General features: G+C 66.9%; 10 protein-coding genes. 6 read left to right on the top strand and 4 right to left on the bottom strand.

Going from position 1 to position 14,692, the window contains the following annotated elements; all coding sequences use genetic code 11:
- Positions 1 to 44: 44 nt before the first annotated feature.
- A complete protein-coding gene (locus tag ACY34H_RS22380) occupies positions 45 to 1,463 on the bottom strand; it encodes a DNA-processing protein DprA (RefSeq protein ID WP_464979676.1) in 1,419 nt (472 codons plus the stop codon).
- Positions 1,460 to 3,538 carry a RecQ family ATP-dependent DNA helicase gene (locus tag ACY34H_RS22375; protein WP_464979675.1) on the bottom strand — a complete coding sequence of 693 codons (2,079 nt, stop codon included), beginning with the start codon at positions 3,536 to 3,538 and terminating at the stop codon, positions 1,460 to 1,462. Before ACY34H_RS22375 ends, ACY34H_RS22380 begins: the two co-directional genes overlap by 4 nt.
- 342 nt (positions 3,539 to 3,880) lie before the next feature.
- Here ACY34H_RS22375 and ACY34H_RS22370 point away from each other — a divergent pair, with 342 nt between their 5' ends.
- From ACY34H_RS22370 to ACY34H_RS22350, 5 genes are all read left to right on the top strand, one after another.
- Complete coding sequence (locus ACY34H_RS22370) at positions 3,881 to 4,375, top strand: sigma-70 family RNA polymerase sigma factor (protein ID WP_464979674.1); 495 nt, start codon at positions 3,881 to 3,883, stop codon at positions 4,373 to 4,375.
- A gap of 1 nt (position 4,376) precedes the next feature.
- Positions 4,377 to 5,384, top strand: coding sequence for a FecR domain-containing protein (locus ACY34H_RS22365; protein WP_464979673.1), 1,008 nt, complete (start codon positions 4,377 to 4,379; stop codon positions 5,382 to 5,384).
- A gap of 67 nt (positions 5,385 to 5,451) precedes the next feature.
- The gene (locus tag ACY34H_RS22360) at positions 5,452 to 7,971 is read left to right on the top strand and encodes a TonB-dependent siderophore receptor (protein WP_464979672.1); all 2,520 of its coding nucleotides are present in this window, start codon (positions 5,452 to 5,454) and stop codon (positions 7,969 to 7,971) included.
- Between the two features lie 31 nt (positions 7,972 to 8,002).
- A complete protein-coding gene (locus ACY34H_RS22355; protein ID WP_464979671.1) occupies positions 8,003 to 9,574 on the top strand; it encodes a PepSY-associated TM helix domain-containing protein in 1,572 nt (523 codons plus the stop codon).
- Positions 9,571 to 9,891 (top strand): iron transporter, encoded by a 321-nt coding sequence (locus ACY34H_RS22350; RefSeq protein WP_464979670.1) that lies wholly within the window; start codon positions 9,571 to 9,573, stop codon positions 9,889 to 9,891. Before ACY34H_RS22355 ends, ACY34H_RS22350 begins: the two co-directional genes overlap by 4 nt.
- A gap of 50 nt (positions 9,892 to 9,941) precedes the next feature.
- On the opposite strand, the gene ACY34H_RS22345 is transcribed toward ACY34H_RS22350, so the two are convergent.
- Positions 9,942 to 10,898 (bottom strand): alpha/beta fold hydrolase, encoded by a 957-nt coding sequence (locus ACY34H_RS22345; RefSeq protein WP_464979669.1) that lies wholly within the window; start codon positions 10,896 to 10,898, stop codon positions 9,942 to 9,944.
- Positions 10,899 to 11,145: 247 nt separating this feature from the next.
- Here ACY34H_RS22345 and ACY34H_RS22340 point away from each other — a divergent pair, with 247 nt between their 5' ends.
- Positions 11,146 to 14,034 (top strand): ATP-binding protein, encoded by a 2,889-nt coding sequence (locus ACY34H_RS22340; protein WP_464979668.1) that lies wholly within the window; start codon positions 11,146 to 11,148, stop codon positions 14,032 to 14,034.
- Here ACY34H_RS22340 and ACY34H_RS22335 read toward each other — a convergent pair.
- Positions 13,976 to 14,551: a cupin domain-containing protein gene (locus tag ACY34H_RS22335; protein ID WP_464979667.1), complete on the bottom strand. Its 576-nt coding sequence runs from the start codon at positions 14,549 to 14,551 to the stop codon at positions 13,976 to 13,978. The two genes, ACY34H_RS22340 and ACY34H_RS22335, sit on opposite strands and share 59 nt — an antisense overlap.
- Positions 14,552 to 14,692 lie beyond the last annotated feature (141 nt).

Below are 14,692 nucleotides of genomic sequence, written 5' to 3'. Positions count from 1 at the left end.
CAAGCCTTCGCCAATCAATCCGTACCGGTTTTCATACCCATTGCTCACTCGAACAGCGTCGACTGCCTGACGACATACCCCGCTGGCTTCTTCCGTTTTTCGATCACGCCCTCGTCGACAAGGCGTTGCAGCCATGCCTTGGCCTGCGTGGGCGAAACGTCGAGCGCCTCGGCGACTTCAGCATCTTTCATCGGCGTATGCAGTTGCTGGCGGACCGCCTTGCGCACGGCCGCGAAAATCACCTCGGCCGGTGTCAGGCCTGGCTGCAGGGAATCCTCGGCCTCGCTTGCCGCCACCGTGGCGTTTCGTGTGCCCGCGGGCAGGTCTTCCAGGTCCGCCGGGGATGCGTCATCCACGCGGGCAGTGGCCGCGGGCGCCAGCGGACTGCTTTCGGGGCGAGGTGGAACGCTCTCCCCTGGTGCCGATGCAGCCGGATCGGCTTCGGGAGGCAGCAGCGAATCATCCGGCGGCTGCGCGTTCGGCGACAGGGGGAGGCCAGGCTGGGCCACAGCTACCGGCGTCCACGCCAGGTTCAGGATTTCCTCGAACGATGCCGTGTCCTGCGGGTTCGGCCAGGGGAGGGCGCCTTTGGCCTGCAGCGCATCCAGGCCGGTGGAGGGTTCGCCCGTGGAGCGAACGTACACTGGAACGAACTGGAGTTTGTCGATCTGCTCGACAGCGCCCGCCCAGGTTCCGCCTTTATCGAGATCGGTATTCACGACCAGCGCGGCATCGCCCAATGCGTAGATCAGCTTGTTGCGCTGCATCGCATGGCCAACATGGAAGCCGGCATTCGGGTCGTAGGGCGAGAGCAGGACCAGGTGGCCATCGAGCAGCAGATTGCGGTGCTCGCGGTTCATGGCCGTCTTCTCCAGGCTATCCGCCAGCACGCCGCAGACCTGGCCGCCGCCCGCCAGCGCGCCATGCATGGCGGCCTGGTCGATACCCTTCGCGCCGCCGGAGATCAGCATTCTCCCAGCCAGGGCGGTGAGCTGGCCGACCGCCGTGGTGTAGTCGATGAGGCTGTCATCGACATTGCGCGAGCCCACGACGGCAAGCCCGCCGTTGTCCAGCAGGCTCATGTCGCCGCAGCCATACAGGACCGGGGGCGCATCCTCGCGCAGGCGCGCCTTCAGACGGCGGGGATACTCGGCGTCGGCCCGGCTGACCACCCAGATGGCGCGCGCCTGCCATCGCTCGATGACCTGGCTCAGCAGGAAGCCCCGCCCCAGAAGTTGTTGCAAGCGGTTTTCTTCGATGACCGAACGGCACGCCTGCAGCACTTCGGCCGGGTTTTCAGAAATCAGATCGGCAGGTTGGCACTGGATCTCGCGTAGATGGCGCGCCAGCCGTTTGTATTCGCCGGGTGTCAGCAGTCCGGACGGCGCGGCACCACGCCCGGCAAGCAACGGCGCCGTCAGCAGCAGGATTGCCTGGGTATTCGGGGAAAGCACTGGGGTCATTCTTCGTGGCCTGTTTGAGAGAGGGCCAGTGGCCAGACAGGACCGCTGCCGCCTTGGCGAAGCAGCCATGCGGACACCGCCAGCGTCCAGCGTGAATCGACCATGTCGTCGACTAACAGCACAGGGCCGTCAGGAATAGGCTGGCCGTTCAATTCGAGCGAACCATCGATATTGCGCGCTTGCTGGGCGTTGTTGGCCATGGTCTTTTGTTCGGGTCGTGAGTCGGTTTTTTCAATCGTCATGTGGAATGGCAGGCCTGCCGCGGCAGCCAGGCGGCGCGCGAAGTCAGGTACCAGGTCCGGATGCCGCAGCGAAGGAACGCAGGTCACCCAGGCCGGAGCCGGATGCGGCTTCCATTCTTGTAGCATTGTGACGCAAGCGGCGACAAGTTCGTCCGAAAAATGACTGTCGCGGTATTTTCCCTGCCGTACCATGCCACCCCAGCCGGCATCGCCCCAGATACAGAGGGCTTTTCCGGGCTCGGCCTGATGGGCGGCGGCGATCACGCCCTTCGTGCCGTACTGCGGCATTCCGCCATCGGGCCATTTCCTGCGGGGCGCAATCGGCAAGCTGGTGCGGCGAAGGAACGCGATGGCGGCATTGACCAGCCCTGCATCAACCGTCACCGGCAGGGGCGGCAGGGCAGGGGCCGTGGCGGCGCGCGGATCGCCGTCGAGCGCTTCGATCAGGAAGCCCATGTGCTCGCCGAACGGAAGGCTGGCGTAGTGCTGCATCTGCCGGTGTTCGTCCTGCCGCAGCGCCGTGAGCCGTTCCGCCCGTTCCCAGAAACCCTCGCCCAGATTTGCCGCGGTGAGTTGCCACTTGGTGCCCAGTTTCGCGATGGGAGCCGGGGCTTCCAGGGAAAGCAGGGCAATCGTCTTGTCGACGCGCCCTTTGCTCAGGTTCACACGGGTCAGCAGTTCCGGGACGGACAAGCCATTGGCTTCCGCTTCGAGTGCGCCCAGCACTTCCGCGACTTCCTGCCGGGTGGGGAACGCGCTGCGGATGAACCAGTCGGTGATGTCGGCTTCTTCCAGGCCGCTGAGCAGCACGCCATAGGCGGAATCCAGCGCGCGGCCGGCGCGGCCCACCTGCTGGTAATACGCGACCACTGAACCGGGCATCTGGTAGTGGATGACAAATGCCATGTCGGGCTTGTCATAGCCCATGCCCAGGGCCGTCGTGGCCACCAGGGCCTTCACCTGGTTATCGAGCAGCGCCTGTTCCAGCCGTTCCCGCTGGTCGCCCGTTTCGCCGGTATAGGCTTGCACGTTGAAGCGCCGGGACTTCAACCAGTCGGCCACGCGATTGGCATCGCGCACCGTCAAGGTGTAGATGATGCCGTGGCCCTGCAGCGCGGCCAGTCGTTCCGCCAGCCAGGCAAGCCGTTCCGCCTGGGTGGGAAGCCGGATGGCCTGCAAGGAAAGCGAGGTGCGATTGAGATCGCCGCGCGACACCTCCAGCCCTGGCCCCAGTACCGCAACCAGGTCATCCATCACCCGGTTGTTCGCCGTCGCCGTGGTGGCAAGGAGCCTCAGGTTGCGTGGCAGCGTCTTGACGATGCGTTCGAGCAGCCGGTAGTGCGGGCGGAAGTCATGGCCCCAATCGGAAATGCAATGTGCTTCGTCGATGACCAGCAGGGAGATCTGTTCGGCCATGCCGGCCAGCACCTGTGTGCGGAAGCGCTCGTTTGCCAGCCGCTCGGGCGAGATCAGCAGGATGTCGGTTTCGCCCTTGGCGAGCCTGTCCTCGACGTTGGTCCACTCTTCGGTGTTGTCGGAGTTGATCGTGGCGGCGCGCACGCCCATCCTCTCCGCCGCGGCGATCTGGTTGCGCATCAGTGCCAGCAGCGGCGAGATCAGGAGCGCAGGGCCGAGGCCCGCTTCGCGCAGCAATTTAGTGGCGATGAAGTAGACGAAGCTCTTGCCCCAGCCGGTCTTCTGCACGACCAGCAAGCGGCCCTTGCCCTCGACGATGTATCGGATGGCATCTTCCTGGCCATCGCGGAAAACCGCATCGGCGTTACCGGAGCCGGTTCGGAGAAGCTTCAGCGCGCGTTCTGGATCATAAGCCATGGTCTCATCTCCCTTCTTTTCGTTGGGACAGCGGTAGCCAGGCGGCGTTCGTCGCGCCGCGCGGCACCAGGATGGTCTTCCAGCCAGGGCCTGGACTTGCGGCCGCGCGGGCCGGAGGCAGGCGAATAGTTGTGGTCGAGACAGGCTTGCCAGATGTTCGCGTGGCAGCCGGAGGGCGCGTTCGCGCTGGAACGGCTTGGCTGCGATGGCAAGGGGGAAAGTGTACGGCGTGCGGTGCGATCTGTCTATTTCGCGCCTTCCTTGCCCCCAGCCTGCAAGTTACGCTACCATTGAGAATGGTTCTCATTAACTCGCATTCGCGCTCATTTACTTTCATCTAGCATGCTGGCTGTCCATCCTTTCTCCCAACAGCTTGCCGCCATCTACCACGATCACCACGGCTGGCTGGAATCCTGGCTGCGCAAGAAGCTGGGCAACGCGGCGGATGCCAGCGACATCGCGCACGATGCCTTCGTGCGCGTGCTGGCGCGCGAACTCGTGATGCGCGAGCCGCGCGCCATGCTGACCACCATCGCCCAGGGCATGGTGGCCAACCTGTACCGCCGGCGCGATGTCGAGCGGGCGTATGAACAGGCATTGGCGGCGTGGCCGGAACAGCATGCGATATCGCCCGAATCGCGCGCCATCATGCTGGAAACGCTGGTGGAGATCGATACCCTGCTTGACAGCCTGCCGGCGCCGGTGCGCGCGGCGTTCCTGCTGTCGCAGCTCGATGGCATGGCGCAGGGCGATATCGCGGAGCGGCTCGGCGTGTCGCTGGCCACGGTCAAGCGCTACATCGCCAAGGCTATGCTGCACTGCTGTTTTGCCGACTGAGATGGCGGCGCCGCCCCCGTCCGGGCCGATTCCGCCCGAGGTGCGCGCACAGGCGGTGGAGTGGCTCGTGGCGCTGCAGGCCGACGACGCGGACGACGGCACGCGCACCCGCTGGCGGCACTGGCACGACGCGCACCCCGACCATGCGCAGGCCTGGGCCCGCATCGAAGCGTTCGCCGGCAAGCTGCAAGGGCTGCCTTCGGCCATCGCCCATGCAACGCTGAACGGCGAGCGGAGGCAAACCCCGGTGCCGGCCCGCCGCAAGGCGCTCAAGGCGCTGGGCGCGCTGGCCGGGGTGGGCGGTGCCGCATGGCTGGCGCGCGAACAGACCCCATGGCGCGAGTGGTCGGCCGATCACCGCACCGGCGTGGGCGAGCGCAAGGTGCTGGCGCTGGCCGACGGCAGCACCGTGCAGATGAATGCCGACAGTGCCGTCGATATCCGCTACGGCCCCGGCGAGCGCCGGATACGGCTGGTGCGCGGCGAGATCCTGGTGCGCACCGCCCCCGATCCGCTCGCCGCCGGTGGCGCCGGCAGCCGGCCGTTCTCGGTCGATACCGCCGAGGGCAACGCACGCGCGCTCGGCACGTGGTACCAGGTGACGCAGCGCGATGGCCGCAGCGAGGTGGCGGTGTTCGGCGGGGCGGTGGAACTGCGCCCCGCGCAAGGCGGCGCCGTGCTGCGGCTCGATGCCGGCAAACAGGCCGGCTTTACCCGGCAGGCGATCGGCGCGGCGCGGCCGGTCGGCGACGATGCTACCGCGTGGATCGACGGCATGCTCGTGGCGCACGACATGCCATTGGCGGATTTCCTGGCGGCGCTGGCGCCGTATCGCCCCGGGCGGCTGCGCTGTGCGCCGTCCGCCGCCCGCATCACCGTCAGCGGCACCTACCCGCTGGCCGATACCGACAAGGTGCTCGACATGCTGGAGGCCACGCTGCCGGTCGCGATCCGCCGCACGACGCGCTACTGGGTGACGGTCGAGCTGAAAAAAAATCCGGGCAGTTGAGCTGTTCCGGGGCACTCACGGGGCAATGGAGACAAGAGCCACTTTCTCCATCAGGAACCCCATCACCATGCATCACCCACCACAGCCATCGTTCCAGCGCGCCCGGTACGGCGTGCTCGCCTGCGCCATCGGCCGGGCCTTTCTCGGGCTCGCGGCAGCCGCGCCTCTTGTCACGCTGGCTGCGCCGGCCGCGGCGCAGGAAGCCAGGAATGTCGCCGGCAATGCCACCGATACCGTGCGCAATTTTTCGATCCCGGCCGGCCCCATGGCCGCCACGCTGAACCGCTTCGGCCGCGAGGCGGGCGTCATGCTGTCGTTCGCGAGCCAGGCCACCGGCAATCTGCACAGTCCCGGCGTCAGCGGCGTGCACACGCCGGCATCGGGTCTGGCGGTCCTGCTCAAGGGCAGCGGCCTGGTGGCGTCGCGCCAGGGCAATGGCGGCTATGTGATCGCGGCGGGCGGGCCGTCTGCCACATCGTCCGCCTCGCCGTCCGTGGAAGAAGATAGCGCCGCCGCCATGCCGATGGTCCACGTGGTGGCGCAGGGCCAGGAAGCAAGCACCGAAGGCACCGGTTCCTATGGCGGCCGCAGGACCACCATCGGCAAGATGGAACAAAGCCTGCGCGAGACGCCCCAATCGGTTTCCGTGATCACGCGCCAGTTCATGGACGACAAGAATCTGGTCTCGCTCGACGACGTGATCGCCCAGGCCACCGGCACCACCAGGTCGCAGCGCAACTTCGGCTCGCATACCTTCGTGGTGAGGGGGTTTGCCATGAGTACTTACCTGGTCGACGGTGTGGCCGGCACCGTGGTGGACGCCACGGGGGCCATGCCGATGGACATGGCGATCTACGACCGGGTCGAAGTGCTGCGCGGCGCGGCGGGGCTGATCGTCGGCGCCGGCGATCCCAGCGGCGCGGTGAACCTGGTGCGCAAGCGGCCCCGCAGGGAATCGCATGCCGACATCAACCTGAGCGCCGGCTCATGGGACAACTATCGCGCGGAGGTCGATGCCGGCGGTGCGCTCAACGAGCAGGGCACGCTGCGCGGCAGGGTGGTGGCCGCCTACCAGGACCGGCATGCGTTCCAGGACGTTACCCATGTGCGCATGCCGCTGCTGTATGCCGTGCTGGAAGCGGACCTGGGGCGCGATACCACCCTGATGGTGGGCGCGCGCCGGCAGGAGAACACCATCGACGGCTATACCGTGTTCGGCCTGCCGCGCTACAGCGATGGCCGCGCGCTCGACGTGCCGCGCTCCACGTCGATGGCGCAGGACTGGAACCGGCATGAAGCCATGGCCAACAACGTGTTCGCCGAACTCGAACACCGCTTCGGCGGCGACTGGAAGGCCAGGATCGCGGCCAACTACAACAACGGTGGCTACGAGCAGAAAATCGGCATCACCCGCGGGGCCGTCGATCCCGTCACGCTGCGCGGCGCCAGTCTCTACACCCGGTTCTTCAAGCAGCTCGATGTGGAGACCAGCGGCATCGATGCCAGCCTGGCGGGCAGCTTCCAGGCATGGGGCGGCACGCACCAGGCGATGGTGGGCGCGAACTGGAGCAATCTGCGGCAATACGGCTACGAAGCCAATGTCGCCGGCAGCGCGGCGGTCGATATCTTCAACGTCAACCACCAGGCCCTGCCCGAGCCTGCACGGCCGGCATGGAGCACCAATTCCAAGACCACCGACGATCGCTACGGCGCCTATGCCAGCGCGCGGCTGGAGCTGGCCGAGCCCCTGCACGTACTGCTGGGCGGCCGCGTGAGCTGGCAGGACTATCGGCAGGACAACCGGCTGACCGGGGCAAGGCTTGCCGATTACAGCCAGGATCATGAATTCACGCCGTACGCGGGCCTGGTGTACGACCTGAGCGGGCAATGGTCGGCGTACGCCAGCTACGCCGACACATTCCAGGTGCAAAGCGCCTACCTGAGCGCCAATGGCGCACCATTGAAACCCGCGGTCGGCGCCAACTACGAGGCCGGCGTGAAGGGCGAACTGTACGGCGGCCGGCTCAACCTGTCGGCAGCCGTGTTCAGGATCCGCAAGGACAACCTCGCCGTGCTCGATACGGCCAACCTGGGCATGTGCCCGGGCGCCATCGGCACCATCGACTGCTACCGCAACGGCAGCACCTTGCGCAGCAAGGGCGTGGAGTTCGAAGCCAGCGGCGAGGTAGCGCCGGGCTGGCAGCTGATGGCCGGCTACACTTATGTGAGCAGCCGCGACGACGCGGGCAAGAGCATCAGTTCCGAGACGCCGCACCACCTGTTCAAGGCGTCGACGTCTTATCGCCTGCCCGGCCGGCTCGCAGCATGGCAGGTCGGCGCCGGCGTGTCGGCACAGAGCGGCTACGCCTTCCCGGCCGAGGACAATCCGGCCGTGACGATGGGCGAAGGCGGGCGCGCGATCTGCGACCTCAATGCCTCGTACCGCATCAACGGCAAATGGAGCGCCCAGCTTAACGTCAACAACGTGTTCGACCGCAGCTACTATTCGATGCTCGGCACCCTCTCGCGCGGCAATTATTACGGCGAACCACGCAGCGTCAGCCTGATGTTGCGCACGTCGCTGTGAGCGCGCCGCCGGTGCGGCACGGGCGGTGCGCATGAGGCAGGGATGGCGCCCGGCAATGGGGTGGCTGCATACCTGGTGCGGCCTGGTCACCGGTTGGCTGCTGTGCGCGATCTTCCTGACCGGTACGCTGAGCGTGTTCCGCGAACCGATCACGCGCTGGATGCAGGCGCCGCAGCCATTGCCGGCGGCCTCGCATCCCGTGGCCGACGGCGCGTCCGCGCAGGCGGCGCTCGACTACCTGGCCGGCGCCGCGCCGGGCGCGCGTTTCTGGCGCATCGAGCTGCCGGCGCGTCCCGGCGAAGCATTGCGGCTGGCGTGGCGCGGCAAGGATGGCGCGCAGCAGCGCGCGTTCGATCCGGCCAGCGGCGCAGTACTGCCGCCAGAATGGGTGCGCGACACGGAAGGCGGGCGGCATTTCATGTCCTTCCATTATTCGCTGCAGGCCGGCATCACCGGCTTCTGGATCGTCGGCGTCGCCGCGATGGGCATGCTCGTGGCGCTGATTTCCGGCGTCATCGTCCACAAGCGCATCTTCAGCGACTTCTTCACGTTCCGGCCCAACAAGGGCCAGCGTTCCTGGCTCGATGCGCACAACGCCGCCGGCGTGCTGGCGCTGCCGTTCCTGTTCATGATCACGCTGACCGGCTTGTGGATCTTCTATACCAGCTACATGCCGGTGCCGATGCAGGCGGCGTTCGGCACCGGCGACGCGGCCTACGAGCGCCTGGCCGCCGCACTGGCGAGCGAACCGGAGGCACCGCGCCGCAAGCTTGCCGGCGAGCCGGCGCCATTGCCGCGCATGGCGCCACTCCTGGAACGGGCCAGCCGCCTGATCGGCGGCGACGCGGCCATGCTGCTGATCGAGCGCCCCGGCGACAGCAGCATGGCGGTGCGGGTGGTGGGCCGGGCGCCGGATGACGGCGACAGCCCGCGGATACTCAACCAGCCGGGCTTCGTCGTGCTCGATGGCGTGAACGGAACCGTCCTCGCGCTGCGCAAGGCCGATCCGGTCGAGGAGTCGGCCGGTAGCGCCACGCATCGCGTGGTGGAACACCTGCACTACGCGCGCTTTGGCGGCTGGACCATGCGCTGGCTGTACTTCGTCAGCGGCCTGATGGGCACCGCGCTGATGGCGACCGGCACCGTGCTCTACCTGGTCAAGCGGCGCCAGAAAAGCCTTGCCGAATTCGGCCGCGCGACGCCGCTGGTCTATCGCTGCATCGAGGCCATCAACATCGCCGCCATCAGCGGCTGCGCGGTGGCCTGCATCGCGTATTTCTACGGCAATCGCCTGCTGCCGGCGGAGCTGGCCGCGCGTCCAGCCTGGGAGATCCGCGTCTTCCTGCTGGTGTGGCTGGCCACCCTGGTGCACGCGTCACTGCGGCCGCGCACGGCGGCATGGGTGGAGCAGTGGGCACTCGGCGCGCTGCTGTGCGCCGCACTGCCGGTGCTGAACTATTTCACCACCGGCCAGCACCTGCTGGCCTACCTGGCCCGCGCCGACTGGCAAAGCGCCAGCGTGGAGCTGACATCGCTTGGCTTTGGCGCGCTGCTGGCGTTTGCCGCCCGTAAGGCGGCGGGCAGGAAAGGGCGCAAGGCATGAGCGGCAGATCGAAGCTGGTGGTGGATGCGCGGTATCGCAGGATGGTGGTGTCACGGCTGGTGGCGGGCACGCTGGGCGGCTATGCCGTGGCATCGCTGCTGGGCGCCTGGCTCGCCTTCGCGCTGCCGCGCTGGTTCGCTCTCACGCTGGCCGACGGCGTGGTGATCGGCACCATGCTGGGTTTCGCCGTGCATGCGGTGTTGTTCGTGCTGGCTTTCTCGCCGATGCGGGCAGGCAGGGTATGGACGCTGCTGGCGGCGATGGCATGCGTGCTGGGCGTGCTGCTCCGGGGCGCGGGTGGTTCGATCGCCTGGTGATGCAGGGAACGCAGTTCGTCGCCAGGCAAGACAAGGCAGCCAATGCCGCCTCAAGCCGCCGGCCGCTGCCGATCCGCCAGCTTGCGGTCCAGGAAATCGCGGATCAGCGGCACCATCACGGCAAACTTGTCTTCCAGCGCATAGTGCCCGGTGTCGAGGATGTGCATTTCGGCCCTGGGAAGGTCGCGCAGGTAAGGGCGGGCGCCCGCTTCCGGGAACACGATATCGTGCTTGCCCCATAGGATCAAGGTGGGCGGCTTGCGGCGCCGGAAGAACGCCTGGAAATCAGGGTATAGCGCCACGTTGCTGCGGTAGTCGAAGAACAGGTCGAGCTGGATCTCGCGATTGCCGGGCCGGTCGAGCAATGCCTGGTCGATCAGCCAGGTGTCGGGGCTGACGCGTGCCATGTCACTCATGCCGTTGGTGTACTGGAATTCCGTCATTTCGCGGGAAACGAGTCCCGCCAGCGCCTCCCGGTTCGCCGGCGAGCCGTCCGCCCAGTAGGCCTTGAGCGGGTCCCAGAGCGGGGTCTCCAGTCCCTCGTCGTAGGCATTGCCGTTCTGGACGATCAGCGCCTGGATACGTTCGGGATGCCTGAGTGCGAGCCGGTAACCGATCGGGGCGCCGTAATCCATGACGTACATGCTGTATTTCGCGACTCCCAGCGACACGGTGAGCCTGTCGATGATATCGGCAAGGTGTTCGAACGTGTAGTCGAACCGGGACCGGTCGGGTGCGCCGCTATGGCCGAAGCCGGGATAATCCGGCGCGATGACGTGGTAACTGTCGGCCAGCAGGGGAATGAGATTGCGGAACATGTGCGACGACGTCGGAAACCCGTGCAGCAGCAGCAGTGCGGGCGCGCCGGCGGGGCCGGCTTCGCGAAAGAACACCTCGACGCCGTCGATGATCAGCGTCCTGTGGCGCGTGACCGGCACCGGCTGGACGACGGGGCCCTCGTCCAGTTCCGCGCAATCGTCATGGGAGAAGTGGTAAAGCGGTTTCATTACGGCCTCCAGGCGAATAGTTGGCGCCAGCGTGAAAACCGCGGCTGACGCTTCTTTACCAATGTATCGCGGGATAACTTCAGCCTTCAGTCAATCCGCGTTAAATGCGGTTAAGCGCCATTCACGCCAGATGCCCGATATTGTTTCATTATGAAATTAATAAGATATGGCGGCCGGTTTTTCCTTGGATATACTGTTTTTTTGACCGTATGTATCAGGGAAAAATGAACCTTTCGATGGAGCGCGCATGACGGACGAAGCGGGGGCGCGGTCCTTTGCTTTCGGATCGTTCGTGCTGATTCCCCGGCGCCAGCTGCTGTTGCGTGGCGATGTTCCCGTGCGCATCGGCGGCCGGGCGCTGGACATCCTCACCGCGCTGGCCGAACGTCCGGGCGAACTCATGAGCAAACGCGAGCTGATGGCGCGCGTCTGGCCCTCCACGGTCGTCGACGAGGGCAACCTGAAGGTCAACATCGCCGCCCTGCGGCGCGCGTTGGGCGACGGCGGCCCGGATGACGCCCGGTATATCGCCACGGTGACCGGTCGCGGCTACAAGCTGATCGCGCCCGTGACCTCTGGCGTTTTGTCTGTTTCGTCCGATATCGCCTGGGCACCCGCGGCGGCGACCACGCGCCGGCATAACCTGCCCACCGGGACCACGCGCGTGATCGGGCGGGCCGATGCCATCGATGCGATCCGCCGCGATTTCGAGATAGCGCGCCTGGTCACCGTCGTCGGTTCCGGCGGCATCGGCAAGACGACCGTCGCGCTGGCGGTGGCCGAACACGCCATCGGCGCCTTCCGCGACGGCGTCTGGCTGGTCGACCTGGCGCTGACAAAGGATCCGAACCTGATCCCCGGCGCCATCGCGGCCGCGCTAGGCATTGCCGGAAATGCGGCCGGCATGCTGGACATGCTGTGCAAGTCCCTGCGCGAGCGCGAGATGCTGCTCGTGCTCGACAGCTGCGAGCACGTCATCGAGGTGGCCGCTGCCTGCGCGGGCCGGATACTGGCGGAGGCCGCCAAGGTCAAGATCCTCGTCACCAGTCGCGAACCGCTCCAGCTGAGCGGGGAGCGGGTGCGGCGGCTGCCGGGGCTGGGCACGCCGCCTTCGTCGGAGCACCTGAGCGCCGACGAAGCCCTGATGTTCCCCGCGATCCAGCTCTTCGTCGACCGCGCCACGGACCGCCTGGACTCGTTCACCCTGCGCGACGCCGAAGCGCCGGCCGTGGCGGAAATCTGCCGCCGGCTCGACGGCATCGCGCTCGCCATCGAGCTGGCCGCGACGCGCATCGATGCATTCGGTACCGGCGGGCTCCTGAAACAGCTCGACGACCGGTTCCGCCTGCTGGTCGGCCGTCGCTCCGGTCCGGAACGCCATCGCACGCTGGCGGCCACGCTTGCCTGGAGCTACAGCCTGCTCACCGAAGACGAGGCAGCCCTGCTGTGCGCCGTTTCCGTGTTCGCCGGTGTTTTCGATATCGATGGCGCTGCCGTCGTTGCCGGCATCGGGCCCGCCGAGGCGGCCGACAGGCTGGCGCAGCTCGCCGCGAAGTCGCTGCTCGTGGCCGATCTCGATTCCGACGGCATCGCCTATCGGCTGCAGGAAACCACCCATACCTACTGCCAGGACAAGCTGCGCGCCGGCGGCAACGAGCACGCCGTCCGGCAGCGCCACGCCGGGCATGTGTATGCGACGCTCGAACGGGCCGCCCGCGAGTGGGCGCAGCGTCCCGCTGACGAATGGGAAACCGCCTACCGGCGCGTGCTTGGCGACCTGCGCGCAGCGCTGGCCTGGACCGGCAGGGACGCCCCGGATGCGCCGCTCGCCGTCCGCCTGACGGTGGCGGGGCTTCTGCTGTGGAACCATTTCTCGCTGACGGAAGAATGCCACCTGCATGTATCGCATGCGGTCGACCAGCTCGATGCCGCGGAGCTGTCGGGAACCGCGTTCGAGATGAAGCTCGCGCTGTGGCTCGGCTGCTCCACCATGTTCACGCGGGGGCTCCGGCAGCAGGCCATGGCGGCGCTGCAACGGGCACTGGAAATCGCCATCCGCACCGGCGACACCGACCATCGCCTGCGCTGCCTGATGATGATCGGGATCTACGAGCTTTTCACCGGCGAGCACGATGCCGGCGTGCGCACGCTGGAAAATTTCGCCACTGTCGCCGCCGCGGAAGATCCCTCCGCCCTGCCGGAGGGCGACGTACACATGGGCATCGCGGAACTGTTCCTCGGCCGCCTGCACGGTTCACGGCGGCGCCTGGAGCGCCTGGAGCAGCGCGACCTGCGCTATTTCGGCTCGTATGCGGTGCGGTACCTGTCCGATCCCATCGTGCTCGTGCGAAGCGTGCTGACACAGGTGCAATGGCTGACCGGCTCCCCCGACACGGCAATGCGCACGGCAGCCATCGCGGTCGACAACGCGCGGCAGACGAGGCATCACCTCTCGCTGAACAATATTCTCTCGTACGCCTGCCCGATCTTCTACTGGAGCGGGGACTACGACGAGTGCGAGCGTTATGTCGCCATGCTCGAGGAGAGCGTCGCGCGGCACGGCCTCATGGCCCGTCGGCCGGTCGCCACCTTCTACGGCGCGGCACTGGCCTATGCACGCGGCGGCTCCTCGCCCGAAGCCGTCAGCGCGCTGCAACGCGCCATCGGCGAGTTCCGCAACATCAACCACCTGGCCCGCATGCCCTGGTACCTGAGCGTGCTGGCCGAGGCGCTGGCCCATGGCGGGCGCGCGGACGAAGCCGGCGCGACGATCCGCACGGCGCTGGACATCGCCCATGCGCGGAACGAGCACTGGTGCATTCCGGAGGTGTTGCGCGTCCAGGCCGGCATCGCGGTGATCCAGGGCAGGGGGGAGGAGGCGGAAGACCTGCTCGCCAGGGCGATGGCGCACGCCGAAGGAACCGGCGCGCTGTCATGGCGGCTGCGTGCGGCGATCGATCTTGCCACGCTGTGGCGGGCCAGGGCAAAGGCCGACGAAGCGCGCGAGATGCTGTCGGCCGTGTTTCATGCCTTCACCGAAGGGTTTGCAACGCGCGACCTGATCGTTGCCGCGGCACTCATCGGCGAGCGAGTGCCGCCGCTATCGCCGGTTCGTACTGGCCATCGATCTGGATGAACAGCATGCGGCAGGTCTTCCCGGAGCGGTTTGCCCATGCGTGATTGGTGCCGCGCTGTATCACCACGCTGCCAGGTTTGAGCGGCACCTCCGAATCGTCGAGCACCAGCGTCAGTTCGCCTTCGATGACGATGCCGTAGTCCACCGCCTCGGTGCGGTGCATCATCGGATGCGGCGAGTCGGCCCTTGTGGTCAGGCCCACGACGTTGTTGACCTCCTCGAACAGCGCTTTCATCTGCCGGTCCGTTTCGCCGAGGAAGTCGGCATCGGGCGGCAGGTCGACGAAGCGGATGCGCGTGCCGTTCTTCGGCGGCCCGTGCATCGTCGGGCCGGTGGACGGATCGGCGCCATTGTCGACAGGAGCCGGCATGCCATGGGTTTCCCAGACCTCGTGGAAGATCAGCCCGGGGATGGCCTGCAATTCGACGATTGCCGGCAGCGGCCCATCGATCGAGACGATGGCCTTGCCGTCGGCATCGTGGCCGGTGACGACGCGGTGAATGGCGGGTAGGGACACGGCTGGGCTCCTTGAGGCAGCGTTGAACGATTGACCTTGGCGGCCTACGCGGCCTGACCGGCGAAGCCTTCAGCCTGATGCCGCCTTGATTGCCTGCTTGGGTGTGGCATTCCTGTCAGGCTATCCAATATGCCCTGGCAC

This window comes from Pseudoduganella sp. jia 9, assembly GCF_055502615.1.
This window is presented reverse-complemented; position numbering and strand designations above follow the sequence as displayed.